The organism is Leptospirillum ferrooxidans C2-3, from assembly GCF_000284315.1.
In the GTDB taxonomy this organism is placed as follows: Bacteria; Nitrospirota; Leptospirillia; order Leptospirillales; family Leptospirillaceae; genus Leptospirillum; species Leptospirillum ferrooxidans.
The window spans coordinates 1,210,663-1,234,719 of the sequence record NC_017094.1 but is presented as its reverse complement, the minus strand read 5'-3'; the positions used below and the strand labels follow the sequence as shown (position 1 = coordinate 1,234,719).

The following is a 24,057-nucleotide window of genomic DNA, read 5'->3' as shown; positions in this document are numbered from 1 at the left end:
TAGACCTCGCGCCCGACCCAATTCAAACCATTGCGCTAGAGATCGTCGGGTGGGCGCCAGTGCAAACAATCCGGTAAACGCCTTCCTGCCGTTTCTGCAGAACATATTTAGCAACAGATGATGAAGGGGGTCCGATTGGATCAAGTGGATATCAACTCAAATGAACTTCTGAGGGCCATACTTGAAGCCTCCAAGGAACCACAGGTTATCGTTGGCTCCGACTTCAGAATTCATGCGATCAATGCCGGCGCCAAAAAACAGCTTTGTATCGCATCTGACGACCGACTTGAGGGACTTCCCTGCAAAACCATTCTTGGCTCGGAGCTTTGCCGCTCAGCCTGCACTTTCAAAAGGACTGTCGCTGAGGGTCCGCTGACACTTGAATCCACACCAGCATGCTTAAGCAATCATGATGAAAAACTGATAACAGTTCAAACCAGCATTCTTTCCCTGGGAAGCGAGCTTCAGGGAGTCCTGAAAACCTTTTCCCCTCCCCGCCCGGAATCAAGCAACGATTTGAGCAATGTGGAAAATCGGAAGATTCTTCCCAGAACCTCTTCCTCTCTTCCGGGAGAACAATTTAACGCTTCCTTGATGAAGATCATCTCCGGACCGGGACAAACATCCCTGCCAATTATTATTGAGGGGGAAACCGGAACCGGGAAAGAGTTTCTCGCCAGGATGATTCATGAAAATGGTCCCAGAAAAAAAGGACCGTTTGTCGTTCTCGACGCAACACATTTTTCAAACGAAATTGCTGACTCGCTTTTGTTTGGCCATAGAAAAGGAACCTTCACCGGAGCAATCGGAGATCAGAAAGGCCGTCTGGAATCATCGGACAAAGGGACCCTTTTTATTGATGAACTTCAGAACATGTCTCTCTCAATCCAGATGAAGCTTCTGAGATTTCTGGACCGAAAAACTTTGGTCCCACTCGGCTCCTCCGCAGAGATCTCTATTGATACAAGGATCCTGGTCGCCACAAACGAGCCTCTATCTGCCCTTCTGTCAAATGGAAGGTTACGCCCCGACTTTTTCTACCGGATAAGGGGAAAAACGATTCGGATCCCTCCCCTTCGTGAACAGCTTGAAGAGATTCCCGACCTGCTCAACTGGAAATTTCAACAATGGGAGCAGGAAAACAAGACCCCTCCTCCGCTTGTTCTACCTGATGCAATGAAAGCACTCCAGTCCTACTCCTGGCCGGGGAACATTCGTGAACTTTTCTCTTTTCTGGACTACTTGCTGGGTTCTTTCGCTTCTGCTGAAAAAGTTCCAGTCAGTTGGGTCAAGGAAGAGCTGAAATCGATTATGCTCGATTTGTCAGGAGGAGGATTTGAGGACCCTGAAGAAATGGCTAGCGAAAGGGAGCTGATCATCCAGTCCCTCCGTTCTGCAGAAGGGGAAATCGGGAGAACGTCAGAATTGTTGGGGATGAGTAGAACCACATTGTGGCGGAAGATGAAAAAACTTGGGATTCGCCCGTTTGAGGGAGATTAGAGACAAAATCACATTGAAGCGGCCGGGTTCACCCGAAAGGAATCTCATCGGGTGGAGGAGTTAAGATAAAAAAAGAGGAGGGTTTCCCCTCCTCCTTAATTCTAATAACTGCCAATGGAATCAGTGATTTATGATGACCTTTGTTCCTAGAGATCCATCCTTAACCAATCAAAGCACTTGAAGAAAGAGCTTGAACGATTCACTCAAGATGCTTGGAGCAACAAGCCAAAAACCACACGTTCTTTATCGGCGGTTTTAGCAAATGTGAATTAGGCGTTAACCTTTGTCACATTGGCGGCTTGAGGTCCCTTGGACCCACTCTGGATCTCGAATTCCACAAGCTGACCTTCTTCAAGGGTTTTAAATCCGGATCCGCCGATGGCGGTGTAGTGAACAAAAATGTCCTCACCGTTCTCTTGGGAAATAAAGCCATAGCCTTTGTTTGCATTAAACCACTTAACATGTCCTCTTGCCATTACGTGTTCCTCCTTGATATAAACCAACGGTCAGTAGATGTGGGCGTCCCGCAGTAAAAAAAAACCGCGAGCTCCAAATTCAAGCTGCGGCTTTTCATTCCGTCCTGAAGACAATCCTGAAATTAACCACACCTTCTTGAAACCCACATTCCTAATTTATCAGGAACAAATCAATCTGTCAACTGTCTCCATCAAAAAAGATTATTCAGGACCATCCATCAGGTTGAGGCTAAAAATCAAAATATGCTCCGAGGGCAACATAATTTTCTTTCAAGAAAGGAAAATCATACATTGGTGAATAACCGTTATAAAAATCAATCGCTGTCCTGAACTGAACCCATGAGGCAGGCCTGTGTGTCAGGATACCGATCTGAAGATCTTCTGACGGGGTATAGCCATTGATCCCCTGGGAAAGAATATTTAACGCCATATAAGCTCTTGAATAGGCTGCCTTCCATTCTGGCGCATAGAGCTCGAACCCCGCCTGGCCAATCAGGGAGTCTTGTGCCGACGGATAGAAGCCCAGACCAACAACACGGTAAGCACCTCCTCCGTAGATACGAAAATACCGGGTCACATCGTATGACGGAATAATCTGGAGTAATTCTTGTCCATAGTCTGTATTCTTATTCAGATTCATTAAACTTGTATAGCTATACCCCGTGTGGGAGCTGTCGTGATAGAAAAAGATCCTGGTGGAAAACTTGTTGTACCGGATCGTGATGGGCAGACCGATGATAAAATCGGTGCTTTCCAGAAAGGTTGCTGTCTGAACAAAGGCAAATCGTGAAAACGCTGCGCCCATAACACCCACCTGAATGGATTTATTGATTCCGGAAACCTCGCTTTCCCATCGGACAATCCCGATATCAGCACCAAACGTCCCGTCGAACTGTCCGTAATGATTGTTTGAGCCCAGGAAGTAGCTGATATTACTCGTCGGTTGTCTCGGATCAGCCAGAAGTGGGGTGAAGGGATCACCTTGTGGAAAAAACAGTACCCTGTACCCGTTTTCATTAATGGCTCCGTCTTTTTCATCTTCTTCCGGTGTAAAGGGATCCTGGTATAGGACCGCTGAAGGAGTTTGAGCTGTTGTGGGATCCGGTGAGGACTGGGGTGCAGACTGAGCAATTGAAGGAGCGACAATCATGGATCCCAGGAAAATGGATATGGCAAGAAAAAATTCGGACGAAGAAAAATATCTTCCGCTTATAGACTTTCCAAAGGTTTTAGAAAGGTTCACAATCTTCTCCATATTACGATCTTGAAACAATTACCCGTGTTATTTCAAAAAAGAGTCAATGTAACATTTCTTGAAAAAATTACTCATTTTCTTAAAGATCTCACAACAATTCTTCTTCCGAGCAGTTTTCAAATGTTTTCCCGAAACTTCCCATATGGGAACGAGCAATATAACTTGGCGACCAAAGCACCCCATTCCAGTATTTTGAAGCCAGATCTTTCCGCTCTTTTTTCAGAAGACGACTTGATACGCACTTCAAGCTGTTGACGAGCATTGATACAGAAACTTTTGGGGGAATCGACACAAGAAGATGCACATGATCCGACTCTCCCCTCATCTGGATCATGTTGGCTTGAAAATCCTCACAAACATTTTTGAAAACAGTCTCGAGAACAGCCAAAGCGTGTTTGTCAAAAACTTCGCTTTTTCTAACCGCAAAGAAGACCAACTCAACAATAATTGAGAAAGTACATGTTCTACCTTTACGAATTTCGTCTTTATTATCCATAGACCAATTCTAAAACAATCATTTGGGATGTGCAATTACCAAAGACAGAAGCCATCACAGAGACGACTATTTCATTGGGAAGGGCTTGACTGTACGCTATGATACTGAAGTCCTGATTCTATTATTATTGGGAGTATCTGCTAGGATTATGGCCATGTCGCACCATTCACCTTCTCATCAAAAATCGCATTCATACAAAGGACAGTCTTTTTTGAAAAAGGAAGAGTTCTTTTTCGGACAATCTGCGCTGAAGACACTCTTCTCCGAAAAATGCGATAGAGGATGGACATTGATTGAAATCGTTATTGTCCTTTTTGTGATCAGCCTTGTCTTTGCGATTGTTTCTCCCCATCTGAAACTTCAAAAGACACCAGGACTCAGAGAGGTCTCCCTGAAAATCGCCGGAGAATACCGGGCTCTTTATTGGGAAGCCATTTCCAGACAACAGGTTCTCAGGTTGAAATATGATCTTGACAAAGGCACCGTATCCGCCTTCAGGATGGCACCGGATGGATCCTTGAAACCCGTATCGATCCGCGGCATCTCTGTATGGAGCATAGCTCCAAAAGTTCGCTTCACCCGCATTCACACACTTCATCAGGGACGGGTCGAATCGGGAAGAACCTTTACCCAATTTTTCCCAACAGGAGCGGTAGAACCGACAACGATCCATCTCTCTGACCGACACTCCCACTCCATGACCATAACGGTCAATCCTGTCAATGGTCGAACACATATCTTCAAGGGCGATGTCGAAGCCCCTTCCCTTCCCCCATTGCTTCCTGGCGGAGTCGGAAACGGAGCCTTCATGGGGGCAGGATGAACCATTCCAGGCGATTGTCGGACAATGCCTTCACTCTCATAGAAGTCATGGTCGCCCTGTTCATTTTTAGTGTAGCAGTCATTGCCCTTCTGGCGATCAGGACGAATGCGTTACAACTCGATGAGAGAGCTCGCGATGAAGTTGAAATGACCATATTGGCTAACAGGAAAATGTCGGAAATCGTGGGACAGGGCTTTGCCCCTGTTGGAGATGTATCCGGAGGTTTTGGAAAAGAACATAAAGACTATCGGTGGGAAGAAATTGTGACGGCTTCTCCATTGCCGATCATTCGGCAGGTCACTGTCAAGATTTCCAAGAAAACAGGCAAGGGAAAAATTGTCGTCACTCTTGTTTCCTACATTTCCGGTATTCAGTAATCGATAAAGGTCATGCTCTGGACAGGAGATCTATCAATAATGGTTCACCGGGAGTTTCCTCAAAAATTCAAAATCCCTCATGAGAAGGATGGCGGATTCACCCTGATTGAAGTTCTTGTGGCATTCATGATTTTTGCCATGATCCTCGGCTTGCTGTTTGGAGCGGTGGAAAGCACTCAAAAGGTCCTGTCAATCGCAAATAACGGAAACAGGATCTTTGAAAATGTTCAGAGCGCCCTGTTTCGCATTCATGAAGAAATTCTTTCAACCTACATCAATCCGAACGATCCGCTCACCTATTTTATTGGGAATCCTCAAAGTGCGGGAGATGAAGAAACGGATACCCTGATGTTCACATCGCTGGGCCAGACAAGACTGATGCAAAATGCTCCGGTTTCCCACCTGATGGGGGTTCAGTATGTCCTTCTTCCGGAAAAGAAAGAAGGAGAATATGTACTGGCCCATGAACAGGATACCAACTTGTTAAGTTATGGAACCCAGGCCGTTCAGGCTGAACCCCTGCTCCACCATGTGTTGTCTTTACGTTTGTTTTATTTTGACAGCCATGAATGGGTTAACCAGTGGAACTCAACACAGAGCCACCTTCTCCCTGTCTACGTCAAGCTGGTCCTTAAGGTCAGAGCGGGGAAAAACGGAGAAAGAACATTTACAGATGTGGTTCCTGTCCCATTATCCACGATGATGCAGACTCAAGGAGGAAGCGTTTCCTCTGTAGGAGGTTTCTGAGCTTCTACTCTCCCCCATCCATATTGTCATAACCATAGGCGAGGTTTTCGAACCTTGTGCAGTGGCCAAGGAATGCGAGATTGACCGATCCGATCGGGCCATTCCTTTGTTTTCCGATGATCACTTCAGCCTTGCCCTTGTTTTCCAGATTTTCCTTGTTATAAACCTCGTCCCTATAGATAAAAAGAACGATATCGGCATCCTGCTCAATGGCACCCGACTCCCTGAGATCAGAAAGAATGGGCTTTTTGTCTTTGGGGCGATTCTCAACGGATCGTGATAACTGGGCAAGCGCGATGACCGGCAAGTTCAGCTCTTTCGCCAAGGCCTTGAGTGAACGGGAAATCTCAGAGATTTCCTGTTCACGGTTATCCGTTCTTTGAGAACCTTTCACCAACTGGAGATAATCCACCACAATCAGGGAGAGATTTTTATTTTGAGCCTTGAGTCTTCTGGCTCTGGCCCTTAGTTCGTAAACAGAAAGATCTCCGGAATCATCGATAAAAAGCGGGACGTCGCTCGCTTCTCCAAAGGCCTGCATAACCGCTCGCCAGTCATCACTCGGAAGCTGCCCTGTCCGAAGCTTCCATGCATCAACACGGCTCTGGGAGCTGATAAGTCGCATGAAAAGTTGTTCCTTCGACATTTCCAGTGAAAAGATCCCAACAGGCAATCTCAGATCAAATGAGACGTATTGGGCAATTCCCATGGCGAACGCTGTTTTTCCCATGGCAGGTCGCCCTGCCACAATAATCAGATCAGAGGGATAAAGCCCAGTCGTCATTCTGTCGAGGTCAATAAATCCGGTAGGAAGGCCAATCACGGCATCTGCGATCTCCCGTGAGCGAAGCTCCTCAAGCTTCTTGAACTGGGTATCAAGATAAGGAACATCCCCCACTTTTACAAAACCACCAGAGTTTTTATGGGAACCGATTTCAAGAATCTTTCTTTCGGCGAGATCAAGGAGGGACTCGACCTCCTCTGTTTCCTCATACCCTTTCTGCGCGATATCTTCTGCCGCCAGAATCAGCTTCCGGTAAATCCCCTTTTCAGTCAAAAGCCGTGCATAGTGTTTTGCGTTGGCAGCAGTTGGAACAATATAGCTTAAGTCTTCTATATACTGAGGGGCTCCGGTCAGCCCATCCCAGCCCTTTTTCTTCAATCGATCCGACAAAGTCACAGGATCAATCGGATGCTGGACTTCTGCCATTTCCCTCATGACCTGATAGATTTTTCGATGGGCGTCAAGGATAAAGTCTTCCTCCTTGACGCTGTCTCCGATCTGGGTCAGAACTTCATTATTGAGAAGGATTGATCCCAGAAAGGATTTTTCGGCCTCTATACTCTGGGGAAGATTCCGAAAAACTTCATGACCGGATTTTCTGACATTTTTCATGAACGCTCCGGTAGATACCCGATAATGTTTTTAGGACGGATTGGAAGGATGCCCTTGACGATGGAGGATGGGATCTTCAGAGGATGAATGTTCTGCCTGGGAAATCCTGTGGGAAGAGCCATTTTTTAAAAAAGAGATAAAGTCATCACCCTTTTTAAAGATCACCTCTGAAACATTTGGAAACCGCTCAAAATAAGAAGGCTCAAGAAGTTTAAGGTCCTTGTTTCCAGGAAAGTCCTGGGGATAAAGGATTCGGACCGGTGGTCTGTTTTGTGTCAAGCCCGAGATAAGTTTCTCGATGAGGTGATAGGATCCGCTATCTTCAGGCTGGACAAGAAAATGGATTTCCTCCTGGTCCCGAATCTCTTTCCCTATGCTTGTTGAGTCGTCTATACGATTCAGATGAAAGGCAAATCCTGTTGCCGGGATATTGGCACCAAAGAGAGCCGGAAGCTTGTCATATCGACCACCAGATGCAATTTCCCTTGTTGAGCCTGGTGTATAGAGATGGAAAAACATGCCGCTGTAATAAGGCCCTACAGGAGCTAGAGCAAGGTCCAGAACGATTTCCGAAGGGCCATATGTCCACTCCTTCACTAGTGACAGGAACGATTCGTCGACCTGATCTTGCGGCAGGCAGGAGATCAAGGATTCAAGAGATGAAATGGTTTCCGGAAGACAAATGACATTTCTGAGGAAAAAAGCCAGTGTTTCCGTAAATATTTTAAGTTTTCCGGATGGAAGGATATTTTTGGAGCTTCCTTCCTGGATAGCCTTGGTCAGGGATCCTGAATCATGGGCATAGAAAAGTCTTGACAATTCCTGTCTTGAGACCTCGGGAGCCAAAGAGGCAATCAAGTCAAGAATGGATGTCTGAAGACCCTGATGGGACAAGACAAGGGTTGGATCCCATATGGCGAGTTTTCTTGCACCCTGGAGGCAAAGATGGATCACTTCCCAATCGCCCCATACGCTTGCATTCCCCCAGTATTCCACCCCGGCCTGAAAAAGCTCGCGCTCCAGAACATGATGATCTTCGTGTCGAAAAACCGTTGTGCTATAGGAAAATCTCAGGTCATCAAATCCCGAGTCGATAGCATGGGCCAGAAGACGGGCAATCTGGGCTGTCGCATCAGGTCTCAGAATCAGAACATGGCCGGAAGTCCGATCTTGTATTGTATAGGCCTTTTCCAGAAGGGCAGGATCAATCCCGGGCCTCAACGCATCAAGATATTCAAAGGCAGGTAAGGCTATCTCGCGATATCCTCTCTGTTTGAAAAGATCTAGTAGTTCTCCAGCTACTTTTCTACGAAAAGTCGGGTTCCCTGAAAAAAGAGGGCCAACCCCTTTCGGAGTCAGCCCTCTTTTTTCTAAACGGGAAGAATTCTGGGACTTTTGAGAATTCTTGCTCATGCCTGGGCAGAAGGAAGATGAAGAATCTTGAGAGAAAGGATATTGGGAATCTTCCTCAGCTCTGAAAGAAGAGCAGGGCTGATTTCATTATCCACGCCAATCATTGAAATGGCTTTTCCACCTGGGTAGTCACGGCCGAATTGCATTCTGGAAATATTGATCTTGTGATTTCCCAAAATGGTCCCGACCGCTCCGACAACACCTGGCTGATCCTGATTGGTGAGGTAAATCATGATGGGCTCGGGGATCACTTCAACCGGAAGCTGGTCCATCGAGACAATCCTGTAATCCCGTTTTTGGAAAACAGATCCCGAAATCTGGTGGAAATCAGTCGGAGAAGAAATCTTGATTGAAAGCAACCCGGTATAATCCCCATTATGGGTCGATCGAACCTCAACGACCTCAATTCCTCTCTCTTTTGCGAGAATGGGGGCATTCACCTCATTGACCATTGTGTCGAGAATCGGAGAAAGGATCCCTTTCAATGCAGAAATCGTAACGGCTGCCGTAGGGACTGTGGCAATTTCTCCAGAATACTCTATGGTCACTTTGGACAAGGGGGAAGAAGAAATTTGGGAAATGATGTTCCCCATGATTTCCGCAAGCTTCTGGTAAGGAGTAACGATGCTCATTTCTTCAGGAGACACCGAAGGAAGATTGGCCGCATAACGGATCACACCCTTGGCCAGGTAATCAACCATCTGGTCAGCAATGGCGAGCGCCACATTTTCCTGGGCTTCCTTCGTTGCCGCTCCGATATGGGGAGTTGAAATAAAGGAGTCTATCTTCAGGAGAGGATGATCCGCAGGAACCGGCTCCTGAACGAACACATCAAATGCAGCCCCTGCGACATGGCCACTCAAGAGAGCTTCCGCAAGGTCTGTTTCATTGACGATGCCACCCCTTGCGCAATTGACGATGTATACGCCTTTTTTCATTTTGGCAATGGTGGTTTTGTTGATCAGATTTGTTGTTTCAGCATTGAGTGGAGTATGCACCGAAATAAAATCCGACTTCTGGTAGATTTCATCAAGGGAGACCGGAGTAACCCCGGATTTTTCCGCCACTTCCGGAGTAAGATAGGGATCAAATGCGATCACATGCATTGAAAGCCCTTTGGCGATCTGTGTCAGATGCTGCCCGATTTTACCCATTCCGATGATTCCCAGTGTTTTCTGAAAAAGCTCCACACCCATGAACTTGCTTTTTTCCCATTTTCCGGACCGATTGGATGCGTTGGCCTGAGGAATGCGTCTTGCCATGGACATCAGAAGCGACATGGTGTGCTCTGCAGTCGTGATGGTATTTCCGCCAGGTGTATTCATGACCACTATGCCGTGGGATGTCGCCGCATCGAGGTCGACATTATCGAGCCCCGCTCCAGCGCGTCCGACAACCTTCAGTCGTTTTGCCCCTTTTAAAATATCTTTGGTAACCTTGGTTCCGCTTCTGATGACCAAACCATCATAACCTGCTATTTCAACAGCAAGTTCTTCCGGTGTTAACTTCGTCTTGACCACAACCTCAAAGCCCGCTTCCCTGAAGATCTTCAAGCCATCTTCAGAGATGGCATCACTGACAAGTACCCTGATATTTTCTGACAACGGTAGTCCTCCGATAGGATGTTCTGATTTTTAATCCTCGATCAATACGGCCTGGGCCTTGGCGACACCCGATCCGAGCGGATGCTTGTATCCCATACGATACAGTGCCATTTCCACTCCACTGATCGCTGTAATGATATCAAAAGTATCGGAATAGCCCATGTGGGAGAGCCTGAAAACCTTCCCTTTCAATTGGTCTTGTCCACCAGCTGCTGTAATTCCGTATTGTTTTCGGAGATTCTTGTAGAGAGCCTCCCCATCAAATCCTTCAGGAGCCAAAACAGCCGTGACCGCATCAGAAGGCGCATTCTTGGCGAACACTTCAAGACCAAATCCTTTCACACCCTCTCTCGTTGCACGCGCAAGTTTTGAGTGTCTTGCGAAAACATTTTCAAGTCCCTCTTCCCGCATCATTTTCAGGGAGGTTGCAAGCCCGATCCAAAGGGTCACCGCAGGAGTCCAGGCGTTTGTATCCTTTAAGAGATTATCCTTTTCTCTCTTGAGATCAAGATAAAATCTGGAACATTTGGCCTGGGACTGATGCTTCCATGCTTTTTCCGATACTCCTATACAGGCAAGTCCAGGGGGAAGCATGAGGGCCTTTTGCGATCCGGTGATCAGAATATCGATTCCCCAAAGATCCATTGGCAGATTGGTGACGCCAAGAGCGGTGATGGCATCAACGACCAGAATCGTGTTCTCCCGAGTTTTGGTAATCTCTGCAATCGATTTGACATCATGAGCCACACCCGTCGACGTCTCGCTCGCCTGAACATAGACACCCCTGATGGAAGGATCCTTGTCAAGATGAGCCTTGATCTCGGATACGTTGACCGACTCTCCCCAATTGACCTTGATCTCTATGGTTGTCACTCCGAAAGCAGTGGCAATCTTCGCCCATCTTTCTCCAAATTTTCCGCCGTTTACAGCAAGGATCTTGTCTCCGGGGGACATAAAATTTGAAATGGAGGCTTCCATTCCCGCTGTACCGCTGCCTGCCACAGTAATGACTTCCTGTTCTGTCTGAAAAAGCCATTTCAGATCTTTTCTGACATCCTGGATTACGGGAATAAAGTCAGGTGATCTATGGTGAATAATGGGTCTGGACATGGCGAGAAGAACTTCTGGTGGAACGGGGGTCGGACCTGGTGCCAACAAATACTGTTTTTTCATTCTGGAGAGCTCCTCAAAGCTGATAATGGACATGTTTTATAGGGAAAATAAATGGCTAATGCCTGCTGTTTCCGACAGCATTCCGCACCCGTAATGGAGGTGCCTCCCACGGCGATCAGATTCATTCACTCAATCGAAGAAAGATACATTAAACATCTTCCCAAGACAAGGATAGCGGACATCTCAGTGATCGATGGAGACCGGAAGTTCTTCTTAGCGGCCATGAAAAACTAATGGGAATGGGCTGGAGGCAATACTGTCCCGCCCCAAAACTTCAATCCTGCCGTATTGCTTCCATTTTTGGTCGTCTGACACTCGTCCCCTTTATTCCCTACCTTTTGGACAGTATCTTCAGAGTCAAGAATGAACCAAAAGTGGCAGGAAGATGTGACCGGCATCATCACAGTAGAAAGTTGATTATTGGAGATATACGTTGTCGAGTCGGCAAAATAAGCCCAAACCGTTTGTCCATGTGGAAGCTTGATGGTTTGAGTTGGAGGTCCCAGCTGATGAAGAAGAACCGTGGATGGCTCTCCCTTGTATGAATCCAGATGGGCTTTAAAATAATCGGAAGTTGGAAAACAGGAAACAAGCAACAAGCAGAAAACAAAAGGAAAAACAAGCCTGATCCTTTTCGACTGGCTCATCGATTTTCCATATGATTGAACTCTCCTTTATAAGGATTGAGCCGGAGGGGAAGCTGGACACCCGGGACAATCCTGTTTTGGAGAAACGGATTTTTGATCTTTTTCAACCGGTCTTTCACTGTACTTTTTTTCAAAAAGTAAAGTATTGTCCGAGTCGAGCCGTATTGAAATTTCTGAAAGCGTTGCCAGTGATGACACCACGGGTTTTCCAAGATTCGTTCGACCAATTTCAACCTGCACCACATTGAGTTGAACCTGAATATGGACAGGGATACTGCATCCCTGACATGGAGTTTGCTTGAGAACTTCCTGAAGGTTCAGTTCAGCCATTGGGGAAAATCGGAAAAAAAGATGTCCCATCGGTCCAGGAATGGCCTGCAATGGCCAATTTCGGATTAAAACCTGACCATCGCAATAATTGCAGGTTAACTTTTGGGCGATTCCTATGGAGACCTTTCCACCAAAAGGCATCAGAAAAGATGGAACGGGGCTTTCCGGGGATGACTGCATCTGAACCCCCTGAAGCCCTGAAAGCGTAAAAAGCTTTGCCCTTGAATCATATTGGACAATGCTCGCGGGAAAAGTCAGCGGAAAACTTTTGACAGATCCTATCTTTTTGATTTCACGATCCAGTTTTTTGTCGAGAGCTTTCTGGCCATCGGGATTTTGGTTGCCCTTTGTCCTGATATCCATGGGCAACCCCAATGAAAGGATCTGATAGTCCGGGGTCATTGTCGGATGCTGGTGGTAGAACAAAAGGAGCAATTGATAAGGATCAAGCTGACTCTCTCCTGGAACTGGCCAACCATCCGAGAGAAGCTTTGCAGTCTGTACTTTTTTTCCGTTCAGATGAAAGGCCCCCAGCATCAAGAGCCCTCCCAGGAGAAAAAAGATCACTCCGAAAACAGCCCATCGAATATTTTTTCTGGTTCCCACAAGGGGAGGCTCCGGCTTATCGAAAGACTCCCTGAGCGTTTTGTACGCCCCGTCGATGATTTCCAGGGATTGAGGATTATCCTTGTATTCCGGATGGATTGAAAAGAGTGTGTCCTTCTTCTTGTCCAGGATTTCAAGGTTTGCAATAGAGGAGATATCAGGGAAACCACCGGCCGGAAAGCGCAGAATCCGTTCAGGATCGTTTGGATCCGAGGCGATAACGATACCCAGAAGATCCGCAATTTTAAAAGCATCTTCGTGGCTGAGAGGAGAAGATGGATGGATATTTCCAAGAATTTCAGGAAGCTTGTGGAGATTGGTAATGATATAGGATCGATCCCTGTTCGGGGGCTCTGAAACAGAGAGTGTGCCACTACTGGCCAATCCGTCAAGATTGGCTTCATCCGGAAAAAGAATGACACCTGTCAGGAAAAGAGAGATCCCCTTGTCCCTGAGAAAAGAAGACAACGGCCCGATTCTGCTTTTGATTTGAGTCACGGGATTCGAGTTTCTGGGGCCCGGGACGTGAATCATCTGATTGTCCGCGCTCCATGAGGAGTTCAAGGTCCCCGTTACCGAACCGATGACATTTTTGCATTCCAAAACAAAAACACCCTTGTCTGTCAACAGGAGCCCGTCAATTTCCTTTTGACCGATGGGTGAATAGATATTCCGTTCATAAAAATAAACATTCACCCCGTTTTGCCAAAAAGGATCCATCCCGATATCGGAAATACGGCTAAGGTCCTTTCCAGAAAGTCCAGTCAGACAAAACTGCCTTATCTCTTCTTCAAATCGTTCTGCGGCGGGCAATGACTTTAGGGATTGCAATGGATTCCTTTCAGAATACGTTATAGAAAAGCAGCTTGTCCGTTAAGGATATCATAGTTTTAGACATATCAGAAGATGAAACAATGCATTAATCCGGAATTTTGGTCACATTCTCGAGATGATCTGTTCCAAGCGGATCATGCCAAAATCCCTTGATGTCTTGATGGACTAGCATGTTGGAAAGACCTTCTGAAAGCGGAATAACCGGTATCCCGATTCTCAGGAGTTGTTTTTGGGCTTTTTTATAGAGTTCAGATCGTACACTCTGATTGTCTGAACTCAGAGCCTCAGACACAAGATGATCAAAAAGGGGATCTCCCCAACCTGTCCTGTTGTTCCCCGAATCCGTCATCATCAATGTCATGAAGGTATTCGGATCAGGATAGTCTGCAAGCCATCCGGACTGATACATTTGAGGAGTTTTGGAGTCAAGTTTCGCTAGAAAAGCCTTCCATTCAAGGGATCTCAGATGAATACTGACATGAAGAACTTTTCTGAAGGATTCCTGAAAGTGAACAGCCAAGATTCGGCTTTGAGTACCAGAAGGGAAAATGAGGGTCACCCTTGGAAAATGTTTTCCACCCGGATAACCAGCCATTGCAAGTTCGGAACGTGCTTTTTGTGGGTCATAACGGTAGCCGCCATTTTTTTCATATCCCAACAATCCCCTCGGAATGAAGGATCGTGATACCGGAAACGCATTCTGGAACAGTTCTCGAAGATCCGAACGGTCAACGGCAAGAGCAAACGCTTTTCGTACGTGAATATTGTCAAAAGGAGGCCGTTTTATATTGAGGCTATAATAGACTGTACTGAACTGGGGGATACGATGAAGATCCGGGGATTGCTGATATTTTTTCACGTAAAAACTGGGAACCCCCACAATATCCAAAACATGGCGGTCATATAAAAGAAGCTGGGTAACAGGCTCCGGAATGATCAGAAAACGGATTCGCCTGAGGGAGGGGGCAGGAACAATATCCTTTCTGGATTCGAGGAGAAGAGAATCTCCATGCCACCAGTCTTTTAGGATAAAACGGCCATTGGTGACCAGATGTTTGGGCGATGTCCATTTGTCCTTGTATTTTTGAATCAGGTCGATTCGGACCGGATCGGTTATGGGGCTGGTCAGCAAAGAAGGAAAGGCCGCCATCGGATGAGAAAGAGACACTTTTAATGTCTTCGAATCAGGAACCTCGATTCCCACTTGGGAGGCAGTGCACTTGTTTTCGTGAAAGCAGGAAGCGTTTTGAACATCGAAAAGATAATATGCGTAGGGAGATGCCGTTTTTGAAGAGAGAAGTCTCAGGAAGGAATTTCTGAAATCGGAAGATCTGACCGGTTTGCCATCACTCCATGTCCGGGAGGGATCAAGGTGAAAAGTAAACTCTTTGTTCCCGACCGTTTCCCAGGAAAGGGCAATATCCGGTGAAACATTAAGGTGTTTATCAAATCTGGTGAGTCCGTCCATCAGGTTGGTGATCACCTCGAAACTGATACCATCCGTCGCCTTGTTCCAGTCCAGAGTGGATGGGTCATCCGCCATTGCCATGAACAGAGTATGAGAGTCATGTTTTGAAACCGGCTGAAAATGGGGAGAACAGGAAAGATCCAAAAGGAAGAACATGGGAAAAAAGAACTGAAAAAAACGGCGAAGGTTCAGTGAATGGAGGAAAGAGCTTCTTGGTGGTCGGGAAATGTCTTCGGTCATCAGAAAGATGCCTCGAGTCTCATAATGGAAAAGAAGTGATTGAGATGAAGGGGACAAAAAGGGAATTAAAAAAAGGGCCTGAACCCGTCGAGGACGGGAACAGACCCAACATTTATTCCGGCAGCGTCCTACTTTCCCACAACCTTGCAGTTGCAGTATCATCGGCCCTGGAGGGCTTAACGGCCGTGTTCGGGATGGGAACGGGTGGATCCCCTCCGGCATGGCCACCGGAAAACCGGCAGGCGAACTGCGGGACCCCTCGTTGTTTTTTACGAGGCGTTCCGGCGTTCGTCAAGAAGAAGGGTCAAACTTTCTAGAGCAAGGACGAAGAGCCATTCAAGTCTCTCGACCGATTAGTACTGGTACACTCAAACCCTTACGGGCCTTACATCCCCAGCCTATCAACCTAGTAGTCTTCTAGGGGTCTTCTGGCCACTTACATGGCGGGATATCTTATCTTGAGGTGGGTTTCCCGCTTAGATGCTTTCAGCAGTTCTCCCGTCCCGACATAGCTACCCGGCCTGCCGTTGGCACGACAGCCGGCACACTAGAGGTCAGTCCATCCCGGTCCTCTCGTACTAGGGATCGATCCTCTCAAATATCCAACGCCCACAACAGATAGGGACCGAACTGTCTCACGACGTTCTGAACCCAACTCTCGTACCGCTTTAATGGGCGAACAGCCCAACCCTTGGGACCAACTTCAGCCCCAGGATGCGATGAGTCGACATCGAGGTGCCAAACCTCCCCGTCGATGTGAACTCTTGGGGGAGATCAGCCTGTTATCCCCGGCGTACCTTTTGTCCGCTGAGCGATGGCCCTCCCACGAGGAACCACCGGATCACTAAGCCCTGGTTTCCCATCTGATCGACCCGTCAGTCTCTCAGTGAAGCTCCCTTATGCCTTTGCACTCATCGGCTGGTTTCCGGCCAGCCTGAGGGAACCTTTGGGCGCCTCCGTTACTTTTTAGGAGGCGACCGCCCCAGTCAAACTACCCACCAGGCAGGGTCCCGATCCCGGATCACGGGATTCGGTGAGGATGCCAGAATCATTAGGGTGGTATTTCACCGTTGGCTCCACGGATGCTAGCGCACCCGCTTCAACGCCTCCCACCTATCCTACACAAATGATCCTAGCAACCACTGCCAAGCTATAGTAAAGGTGCACAGGGTCTTTCCGTCTAGTTGCGGGCAGCTGGTATCTTCACCAGCACGTCAATTTCGCTGAGTCTCTCGCTGAGACAGCGGTCAAGTCGTTACGCCATTCGTGCGGGTCGGAACTTACCCGACAAGGAATTTCGCTACCTTAGGACCGTTATAGTTACGGCCGCCGTTTACTGGGGCTTCGGTTCAGAGCTTTGCGTTTGCACGCGAACCCCTCCCGTTAACCTTCCAGCACCGGGCAGGCGTCAGACCCTATACTTCGTCTTTCGACTTTGCAGAGTCCTGTGTTTTTGGTAAACAGTCGCTTGACCCTCTTTACTGAGACCGACAGGTGCTTGCACACCGTCGGCACCCCTTCTCCCGAAGTTACGGGGCGAGTTTGCCTAGTTCCTTAGCGAGAGTTCTCTCATGCGCCTTGGAGTCTTCCTCCCGTCTACCAGTGTCGGTTTGCGGTACGGTCCGATGATTCACTTCCAGCGAGGCTTTTCTTGGCAGTGTGGGCCCAGCCCCTTCGCCGCTTGCGCGGCTCCCTGTCGCCTCTCGGTTGATCGGATCCCGGATTTTCCTGAGATCCCCCCTGCGGGCTTAGACCACGAAGACCATCTCGTGGCGGTGCCTTCCCTCCTGCGTCCCCCCTCTGGCGCTTTTGTTCGCAAACCACCGGGTACAGGAATATTAACCTGTCTTCCATCGCCTACGAGTTTCCTCCTCGGCTTAGGGACCGACTTACCCTGGGTCGATGAACGTTGCCCAGGAAACCTTAGACTTTCGGCGAAGACGGTTCTCGCGTCTTTTAACGCTACTTATGCCGGCATTCTCTCTTCGTTGCGGTCCAGATGCCCTTGCGATCATCCTTCACCCCACAACGAACGCTCCTCTACCATTATCTTTCAATAATCCGCAGCTTCGGTTCCACGCTTGAGCCCCGTTACATTTTCGGTGCAGATACCCTTGACCAGTGAGCTATTACGCACTCTTTAAAGGATGGCTGCTTCTAAGCCAACCTCCTGGCTGTCTCTGGATATCCACTTCCTTTCCCACTAAGCGTGAATTAGGGACCTTAGCTGGCGGTCTGGGCTGTTTCCCTTTTGACCACGGATCTTAGCACCCGTAGTCTAACTCCTGTACATTCTCTGTCGGCATTCGGAGTTTGGTTGGATTCGGTAGCCGGTGAAGGCCCCTCGTCCATTCAGTGCTCTACCTCCGACAGGATTCATACAAGGCTCACCCTAGAGTGATTTCGAGGAGAACCAGCTATCACGAAGTTTGATTAGCCTTTCACCCCTACCCACAGTTCATCCGAGTCTTTTGCACCAGGCACCGGTTCGGACCTCCACGTGGTTTTAACCACGCTTCATCCTGACCATGGGTAGATCACTTCGCTTCGGGTCTCATCAGAGCAACTTGTCGCCCTATTCGGACTCGCTTTCGCTTCGGCTTCGGAACCTCCTTAACCTCGCTCCTCCGATGAACTCGCCGGCTCATTAAGCAAAAGGCACGCCGTCACACGGCTCTTGCGAGCGCTGTGCTCCGACTGGTTGTAGGCAGACGGTTTCAGGTTCTATTTCACTCCCCTGCTTGGGGTTCTTTTCGCCTTTCCCTCACGGTACTGGTTCACTATCGGTCAGCAGTGAGTATTTAGCCTTGGAAAGTGGTCTTCCCTGCTTCCCACCGGGTTTCTCGGGCCCGGTGGTACTCTGGATCATAAGTCGGCCTTGCTCTCGGTTTTCGTCTACGGGACTGTCACCCTCTCTGGTTGGCCTTTCCAGGCCATTCGCCTAACCGATGCTCGTTCCGGGTGCACTCAAAGTTACACCACCTTATCTCCAACAACCCCGCCGGTACAACGGCTTTGACCTTGCATACCGGTGGTTTGGGCTCTTCCCTTTTCGCTCGCCACTACTTGGGGAATCTCGTTTGATTTCTTTTCCTCCGGGTACTGAGATGTTTCACTTCCCCGGGTTCGCCGCCTTTTCCTATGAATTCAGAAAAGGCTCACTGGGCATTCCCCCAGTGGGGTTCCCCCATTCGGATTCCTCCGGATCATCGCCTGTGAGCGGCTCCCCGAAGCTTTTCGCAGCTCGCCACGTCCTTCATCGCCTTCTGCTGCCTAGGCATTCCCCGTCTGCCCTTTGTCACTTGAACGCTTACTCTTCGCCCTTGCTCCAAAAAGCTTGTTGACTCGCATTCCCCGGGTTCCCCCGGTCCTGCGTTGCCCTCTTCTTGTATTTCTGCCGATTCAATTGTCAATGATCGAAGCCTCTTTCCCCATCCTTGCCCGGGGTCGCTTCCCGACGGCCGGCCTCTTTCCTTTCCTGCCGGTCCACCCTGTCCTTCTTCCTCTTCCGTGGTGGAGATGAGCGGGATCGAACCGCTGACCTCCTGCTTGCAAAGCAGGCGCTCTCCCAACTGAGCTACATCCCCGCAGATGGTGGGCCTGGATAGATTCGAACTATCGACCTCACGCTTATCAGGCGTGCGCTCTCACCATCTGAGCTACAGGCCCGGTTTTTCTCCGGTCCCGGCTTCCACTCGGATCCTTCACAATACTAAATAGGAGCGCTTCATCCAGGACCCTTCTCTCCTAGAAAGGAGGTGATCCAGCCGCAGGTTCCCCTACGGCTACCTTGTTACGACTTCACCCCAATCATCGGCCATACCTTGGGCGGCTCTCTCCTCTTGCGAGGTTAAGGCACCGACTTCGGGTACAACAAACTTTCGTGGTGTGACGGGCGGTGTGTACAAGGCCCGGGAACGTATTCACCGCATCGTTCTGATATGCGATTACTAGCGATTCCGACTTCATGAGGTCGAGTTGCAGACCTCAATCCGAACTGGGACCGGTTTTCTCGGGTTTGCTCCGCCTCTCGGCATTGCCTCCGTCTGTACCGGCCATTGTTGCACGTGTGTGGCCCTAGGCATAAAGGCCATGATGACTTGACGTCATCCTCTCCTTCCTCCAACTTGTCGCTGGCAGTCCCCTTAGAGTGCCCGGCTTTACCCGATGGCAACAAAGGGCGAGGGTTGCGCTCGTTGCGGGACTGAACCCAACACCTCACGGCACGAGCTGACGACAGCCATGCAGCACCTGTGTGATTGCCCGATTTGACGGGTCGCTCCCCTTTCGGTTCGCTACTGACCACATGTCAAGCCTAGGTAAGGTTCCTCGCGTTGCGTCGAATTAAACCACATGCACCACCGCTTGTGCGGGCCCCCGTCAATTCCTTTGAGTTTCAACCTTGCGGCCGTACTCCCCAGGCGGGGTACTTACTGCGTTTGCTGCGGCACGGAGGGTTTAACCCCTCCACACTTAGTACCCATCGTTTAGGGCGTGGACTACCAGGGTATCTAATCCTGTTTGCTCCCCACGCTTTCGTCTCTCAGTGTCAGGACTGTTCCAGGAAGCCGCCTTCGCCACCGGCCTTCCTTCTGATATCTACGCATTTCACCGCTACACCAGAAATTCCGCTTCCCTCTCCCAGCCTCCAGCCTGCCAGTCTCTTTGGCATTCCCATAGTTAAGCTACGGCCTTTCACCAAAGACTTGACAAACCACCTACAGACTCTTTACGCCCAGTAATTCCGAACAACGCTTGCCACCTCTGTCTTACCGCGGCTGCTGGCACAGAGTTAGCCGTGGCTTATTCTCACGGTACCGTCATCGGGGATATTTATTTGACATCCCTTTTTCGTCCCGAGTAAAAGTGGTTTACGACCCGAAGGCCTTCTTCCCACACGCGGCGTTGCTGCGTCAGGGTTTCCCCCATTGCGCAATATTCCTCACTGCTGCCTCCCGTAGGAGTCTGGCCCGTATCTCAGTGCCAGTGTGGCTGGTCGTCCTCTCAGACCAGCGACCCGTCGTAGCCTTGGTAGGCCTTTACCCTACCAACTAGCTGATGGGCCATGGGCTCATCTTAAGGCGAAAGCTTGTATCAGAGGCCTCCCTTTCCCCGGAACCCTTCATGGTCCCGGACAATATTCGGTATTGCCCCTCCTTTCGGAAGGATATCCCCATCCCTAAGGTAGATCACCCATGTCTTACTCACCCGTTTGCCACCCTACCGGGGGATTGCTCCCCTTTCACGTTGGACTTGCATGTGTTAGGCACGCCGCCAGCGTTCGTTCTGAGCCAGGATCAAACTCTCCAGATTCATTTTGTTCCTGTATTTCATGATCAGGGCCCTTTCATTGGACGTTGCTGCTCCTATTTAGTTGTCAATGATCCGAGAACTTCTTCCCTGCGTTTCCACAGGCGCTTTCTCGCTTCGGGGACTTTTTTCTCCCCGAAAGAGTCAACCGTTTGATCCTACACTTAAGGACCATCCCTGTCAACCCCTCCCCCCTTGCTTCCCTTCGTTTTTTTCCAGGTCGTTCGGAGGAGGCTAGTTATAGCCTCCTCCCCCTCTTTTGTCAAGGCAACCCCCGAAATCCCCGAAAATCAGGGGATTCCGCTGAGGACACCTTTGACAGAATAGCTCAGGGAGATGAGGGAATCGGGGTATTCTTTTTGCAGAGGAGCACTTTTCTGATCGAAAAGAATAAAACAGGAACAGCCACTCCTAGCATCACCAGAACAATCAGTGCATTTCCAAGATCGAAAGGAAGATTTTTTCCATAAGGAGACAGCCCCAAAATTCCTCCTGAAGCAAAGATCACCCCACCCCAAAGAAGAGTCATGGAGCCTGTATGGAGACCGATCGACTGAATTTCTTCCGTATTGAATCTTTTTGTCAGTTTAAGGGATGCTCCGAATACTCCCCCCAGAATCATCAGCATAATCATTGTTCCCAACCCAAAAAGAAGACCTGGCAAAAACCCAAGCCAAGCGGATGTCATTCTTGGAGCCGCTGTCGTATAGATAAAGAGCGCAAAAGGACCGAATCCAAAACCCGCAATAAATCCGTGTATCAAGGCCCACTTTGTCGGAATCGCATCAGGCTCTTTATCAGCCCCTTGTTTCGTGTGGGCCTCATGAGCCTCATGGCTCATGGAAAGAACATGGGAATCAGTCTCGACCTCTTGCGGCGATTCATGATGATGCCCGAGAAGATGAAAGTGAATATAACGCTTTTTTCTGATGATGATGATCCCGGCTGTGGACATGACAATTCCTACAATCAGGTCGGCCCAGGAATTCACAACCTCTTTCAAAAGCCAGCTTGCGAGAAACAGATAGGCAAGCTCAGAGGCAATTGCCCTTTGGATCATAAACGCAAGAGAAAAATAAAACCCTGACTTGACGCCTTTTTTACCGGTTGCATTTCCGATTGCGTAACTGAACGTGATTGGCCATGTATGCTCGTCCGGCAGGAGACCGTGCAATAGCCCGTACCCAAGACTTTCCAAAAGTAGTATGATCATTTTCCTCAACCCATATTGTTTTTAATTGTCTGGAGATGATACCAAATATCAACTAGGATCTCAATCCCGCGAGTCAGGGCTCTTTCATTTTGAATTCGATACTGGCAATCTTCTTGTGATTTTCCATCTGCACCATCCCGCGACCCAATGGAGAAACCATTTTCCAGAACCCATCTTTCTGATGAACGGATAGCCATGAATTCAGTGGATTTTGAGCATGATTTAAATGAGGAACAACAAAAAGCGGCACTCGCACCAGACGGTCCCTCTCTGATTCTTGCAGGCGCAGGGTCGGGGAAAACAAGAGTCCTCACCTATCGCGCGGCCTACCTTCTTTCCAAGGGAGTGCCTTTTCACAGAATCCTTTTGTTGACCTTCACAAAGAAATCGGCAATTGTCATGCAAAATCGTCTCAAAGATCTTCTGGGAGACCATCCCCCCCTGCCCTGGGCGGGCACTTTCCACCATGTGGGTTTTCGATTGATCAGGGAATTCGGGCAAAGGGTTGGACTTGCATCCGCTCTGACCATCATGGACAGGGAAGACCAGCTCGATATGATCAAGGCACTTGTCGATACCGTTGGAACAAAGGACTCTGACTTCCCTCCCGCCTCACTGATTCTCAATATCATGAGCCTTGCCTCCAATAAACTCATGGCACTTGAAGAGCTATTGGGAGACAGGTACCCGCACCTGTTCCGCTATCTTCCCGAACTTGAGGAAATTGCAAGAAGATATTTGGTCAGGAAACAGGACTCAAGGCTATTGGACTACGATGACCTTTTATTATACTGGTACCGTCTTTTGGATGATCCGGAAATTCTCCCTCTCCTTCAGGGACGGTTCCGGTTCATTCTGGTCGATGAATATCAAGACACCAATCCCCTTCAGGCAGCCCTTCTCGATCGGCTTGCCCAAGGACATCAGCAGCTTTTTGCTGTCGGGGATGACAGTCAGAGCATCTATTCATTCCGGGGAGCGAATGTTGAAAACATGCTCTCCTTTTCAGAACGATATCCCAATGCGGAAGTCTTCCGCCTGGAAACCAATTACCGCTCAACGGTTTCCATTCTGGACATTGCCAATCGCGTCATTCTCCAGAACCAGAGGCAACTTCCAAAAGTACTCCGCTCAGTGCTGGATCAGGGCTCTCTTCCGGAATGCATAACCTTTTACTCTGATATCGACCAGGCACAATACGTCGCCAAGAGGATTTCCCAGAAAGAAGACCGGGGAGAGATGATGGGAGAGGTTTGCGTTCTGTACCGCTCCCATTATCTCTCTCTTTCCATTCAAATCGAACTGGCAAGAAGAAGGATTCCGTTCACATTGACTTCCGGTTTAAGATTTTATGAACAGGCCCATATAAAGGACATTCTTGCGTATTTGCGTCTTGTTTTGAATCCGAGGGACAGCTCGGCTTTTTCAAGGCTTTTGAGGATGATCCCCAAGGTTGGACCAAAAGCCACCGAAAAGATCCTGCAATGGATGGCGACCTGCGATGATCCGGTCGAGGCCCTGTGCTCCCTCCAGGCCGGAAAAGTCTTAACTCCCAAGCTGGTTGCTGGGGTCACCTCATTGGGAGAAAGACTCTCCTCACTTCGCAGAAGCTATATTTCCGGGACCAACTCGCTTGGCTTTCTGGTCCGGGAGATACTCTCCCTCGGCTACAAAAAGGAACTCTACGATATCAGGGAAAATCCCCAGGAAAGAGAAGAAGACCTTGAAGCTTTTGCAAAGCAGCTGGACAATCAGTCCGATCTTGAAACCTTTCTTTCCGAAATCGCTCTCCTGGAATCCTTCGAGGAATCTGCGCTCGAAGGCTCTGTTGTTTCGGACCGGGTTGTCCTGTCGTCCATTCATCAGGCCAAAGGCCTGGAATGGGATACCGTTTTTCTTTTATCGGTCAATGAGGGACTCTTCCCTTCGGAAAAGTCCCTTGAGCGGATGTCGGATATTGAAGAAGAACGAAGGCTTTTTTATGTGGCCGTGACAAGAGCACGAAAAGAGCTGGTCCTGTGTGTACCGAAATCGGCACAAGGAAGGGGGCGATATGCACCTCTCGCCCCATCCCGGTTCCTGCTTGAGGCCGGAAGTGAACGTTTTAGCCATGAAGACTATGAACACTGGTATTCCTGAAACAGTGGGC

At 48.8% G+C, this 24,057-nt stretch carries 16 protein-coding genes, 2 tRNA genes and 3 rRNA genes; 5 read left to right on the top strand and 16 right to left on the bottom strand.

Annotation, left to right across the window (positions count from 1 at the left end; all coding sequences use genetic code 11):
• Window positions 1-144 precede the first annotated feature (144 nt).
• Window positions 145-1,500, top strand: coding sequence for a sigma 54-interacting transcriptional regulator (locus LFE_RS06240; RefSeq protein ID WP_232502591.1), 1,356 nt, complete (start codon window positions 145-147; stop codon window positions 1,498-1,500).
• A 269-nt stretch (window positions 1,501-1,769) separates the two neighbouring features.
• On the opposite strand, the gene LFE_RS06235 is transcribed toward LFE_RS06240, so the two are convergent.
• The 3 genes from LFE_RS06235 to tnpA form a co-directional block, all read right to left on the bottom strand.
• The gene (locus LFE_RS06235; protein WP_014449383.1) at window positions 1,770-1,976 is read right to left on the bottom strand and encodes a cold-shock protein; all 207 of its coding nucleotides are present in this window, start codon (window positions 1,974-1,976) and stop codon (window positions 1,770-1,772) included.
• Window positions 1,977-2,205: 229 nt separating this feature from the next.
• Window positions 2,206-3,219 carry a DUF1207 domain-containing protein gene (locus LFE_RS06230; RefSeq protein WP_014449382.1) on the bottom strand — a complete coding sequence of 338 codons (1,014 nt, stop codon included), beginning with the start codon at window positions 3,217-3,219 and terminating at the stop codon, window positions 2,206-2,208.
• Between the two features lie 100 nt (window positions 3,220-3,319).
• Window positions 3,320-3,727 carry an IS200/IS605 family transposase gene (tnpA, locus tag LFE_RS06225; RefSeq protein ID WP_014449381.1) on the bottom strand — a complete coding sequence of 136 codons (408 nt, stop codon included), beginning with the start codon at window positions 3,725-3,727 and terminating at the stop codon, window positions 3,320-3,322.
• A gap of 247 nt (window positions 3,728-3,974) precedes the next feature.
• On the opposite strand from tnpA, the gene LFE_RS06220 reads away from it, so the two are divergent.
• Genes LFE_RS06220 through LFE_RS06210 form a run of 3 tightly spaced genes read left to right on the top strand, consistent with a single transcriptional unit; the run spans window position 3,975 to window position 5,674 of the window.
• Complete coding sequence (locus LFE_RS06220; protein ID WP_070100204.1) at window positions 3,975-4,550, top strand: prepilin-type N-terminal cleavage/methylation domain-containing protein; 576 nt, start codon at window positions 3,975-3,977, stop codon at window positions 4,548-4,550.
• Window positions 4,547-4,927 (top strand): prepilin-type N-terminal cleavage/methylation domain-containing protein, encoded by a 381-nt coding sequence (locus tag LFE_RS06215; RefSeq protein WP_014449379.1) that lies wholly within the window; start codon window positions 4,547-4,549, stop codon window positions 4,925-4,927. Before LFE_RS06220 ends, LFE_RS06215 begins: the two co-directional genes overlap by 4 nt.
• A 39-nt stretch (window positions 4,928-4,966) precedes the next feature.
• A complete protein-coding gene (locus tag LFE_RS06210) occupies window positions 4,967-5,674 on the top strand; it encodes a type II secretion system protein GspJ (protein ID WP_014449378.1) in 708 nt (235 codons plus the stop codon).
• A 4-nt stretch (window positions 5,675-5,678) separates the two neighbouring features.
• Here the strand turns inward: LFE_RS06210 and dnaB are convergent, their stop codons facing one another.
• The 13 genes from dnaB to LFE_RS06140 all read right to left on the bottom strand — a co-directional run bounded on the left by dnaB (window position 5,679) and on the right by LFE_RS06140 (window position 21,908).
• Window positions 5,679-7,070 carry a replicative DNA helicase gene (gene dnaB, locus LFE_RS06205; protein WP_014449377.1) on the bottom strand — a complete coding sequence of 464 codons (1,392 nt, stop codon included), beginning with the start codon at window positions 7,068-7,070 and terminating at the stop codon, window positions 5,679-5,681.
• Between the two features lie 30 nt (window positions 7,071-7,100).
• Window positions 7,101-8,483 carry an ATP phosphoribosyltransferase regulatory subunit gene (locus LFE_RS06200; RefSeq protein WP_014449376.1) on the bottom strand — a complete coding sequence of 461 codons (1,383 nt, stop codon included), beginning with the start codon at window positions 8,481-8,483 and terminating at the stop codon, window positions 7,101-7,103.
• Window positions 8,480-10,087, bottom strand: a complete 1,608-nt coding sequence (serA, locus tag LFE_RS06195; protein WP_014449375.1) for a phosphoglycerate dehydrogenase — start codon at window positions 10,085-10,087, stop codon at window positions 8,480-8,482. The genes LFE_RS06200 and serA overlap by 4 nt, the downstream gene beginning before the upstream one ends.
• A gap of 30 nt (window positions 10,088-10,117) precedes the next feature.
• Window positions 10,118-11,260, bottom strand: coding sequence for a pyridoxal-phosphate-dependent aminotransferase family protein (locus tag LFE_RS06190; RefSeq protein WP_014449374.1), 1,143 nt, complete (start codon window positions 11,258-11,260; stop codon window positions 10,118-10,120).
• Window positions 11,261-11,490: 230 nt separating this feature from the next.
• Complete coding sequence (locus tag LFE_RS06180; RefSeq protein ID WP_041774102.1) at window positions 11,491-11,907, bottom strand: hypothetical protein; 417 nt, start codon at window positions 11,905-11,907, stop codon at window positions 11,491-11,493.
• A gap of 27 nt (window positions 11,908-11,934) precedes the next feature.
• Entirely contained in the window at window positions 11,935-13,674 is a 1,740-nt protein-coding gene (locus LFE_RS06175) for a nuclease-related domain-containing protein (protein ID WP_014449373.1), read from the bottom strand.
• An 88-nt stretch (window positions 13,675-13,762) separates the two neighbouring features.
• Complete coding sequence (locus LFE_RS06170) at window positions 13,763-15,385, bottom strand: peptide ABC transporter substrate-binding protein (RefSeq protein ID WP_148272570.1); 1,623 nt, start codon at window positions 15,383-15,385, stop codon at window positions 13,763-13,765.
• 115 nt (window positions 15,386-15,500) lie between these two features.
• Window positions 15,501-15,617, bottom strand: a 5S ribosomal RNA gene (gene rrf / locus LFE_RS06165).
• 100 nt (window positions 15,618-15,717) lie between these two features.
• Window positions 15,718-18,693, bottom strand: a 23S ribosomal RNA gene (locus LFE_RS06160).
• Window positions 18,694-18,896: 203 nt separating this feature from the next.
• A tRNA-Ala gene (locus tag LFE_RS06155) sits at window positions 18,897-18,972 on the bottom strand.
• A 5-nt stretch (window positions 18,973-18,977) separates the two neighbouring features.
• Window positions 18,978-19,054, bottom strand: a tRNA-Ile gene (locus tag LFE_RS06150).
• Window positions 19,055-19,136: 82 nt separating this feature from the next.
• Window positions 19,137-20,698 (bottom strand): 16S ribosomal RNA (locus LFE_RS06145).
• The 16S, 23S and 5S rRNA genes sit together here with 2 tRNA genes alongside, the layout of an rRNA operon.
• A gap of 325 nt (window positions 20,699-21,023) precedes the next feature.
• Window positions 21,024-21,908: a hypothetical protein gene (locus LFE_RS06140; RefSeq protein ID WP_014449371.1), complete on the bottom strand. Its 885-nt coding sequence runs from the start codon at window positions 21,906-21,908 to the stop codon at window positions 21,024-21,026.
• Window positions 21,909-22,103: 195 nt separating this feature from the next.
• Here LFE_RS06140 and LFE_RS06130 point away from each other — a divergent pair, with 195 nt between their 5' ends.
• Window positions 22,104-24,047, top strand: coding sequence for an ATP-dependent helicase (locus LFE_RS06130; protein WP_014449370.1), 1,944 nt, complete (start codon window positions 22,104-22,106; stop codon window positions 24,045-24,047).
• The last annotated feature ends 10 nt before the right edge of the window (window positions 24,048-24,057 follow it).

Bases quoted from the DNA above. Each gene is read 5' to 3' on its own strand.
- LFE_RS06235 (WP_014449383.1), bottom strand. From the start codon at position 1,976: ATGGCAAGAGGACATGTTAAGTGGTTTAATGCAAACAAAGGCTATGGC.
- tnpA (WP_014449381.1), bottom strand. From the start codon at position 3,727: ATGGATAATAAAGACGAAATTCGTAAAGGTAGAACATGTACTTTCTCA.
- LFE_RS06215 (WP_014449379.1), top strand. From the start codon at position 4,547: ATGAACCATTCCAGGCGATTGTCGGACAATGCCTTCACTCTCATAGAA.
- LFE_RS06210 (WP_014449378.1), top strand. From the start codon at position 4,967: ATGGTTCACCGGGAGTTTCCTCAAAAATTCAAAATCCCTCATGAGAAG.
- dnaB (WP_014449377.1), bottom strand. From the start codon at position 7,070: ATGAAAAATGTCAGAAAATCCGGTCATGAAGTTTTTCGGAATCTTCCC.
- LFE_RS06200 (WP_014449376.1), bottom strand. From the start codon at position 8,483: ATGAGCAAGAATTCTCAAAAGTCCCAGAATTCTTCCCGTTTAGAAAAA.
- LFE_RS06190 (WP_014449374.1), bottom strand. From the start codon at position 11,260: ATGAAAAAACAGTATTTGTTGGCACCAGGTCCGACCCCCGTTCCACCA.
- LFE_RS06180 (WP_041774102.1), bottom strand. From the start codon at position 11,907: ATGAGCCAGTCGAAAAGGATCAGGCTTGTTTTTCCTTTTGTTTTCTGC.
- LFE_RS06170 (WP_148272570.1), bottom strand. From the start codon at position 15,385: ATGACCGAAGACATTTCCCGACCACCAAGAAGCTCTTTCCTCCATTCA.
- LFE_RS06140 (WP_014449371.1), bottom strand. From the start codon at position 21,908: ATGATCATACTACTTTTGGAAAGTCTTGGGTACGGGCTATTGCACGGT.
- LFE_RS06130 (WP_014449370.1), top strand. From the start codon at position 22,104: ATGAATTCAGTGGATTTTGAGCATGATTTAAATGAGGAACAACAAAAA.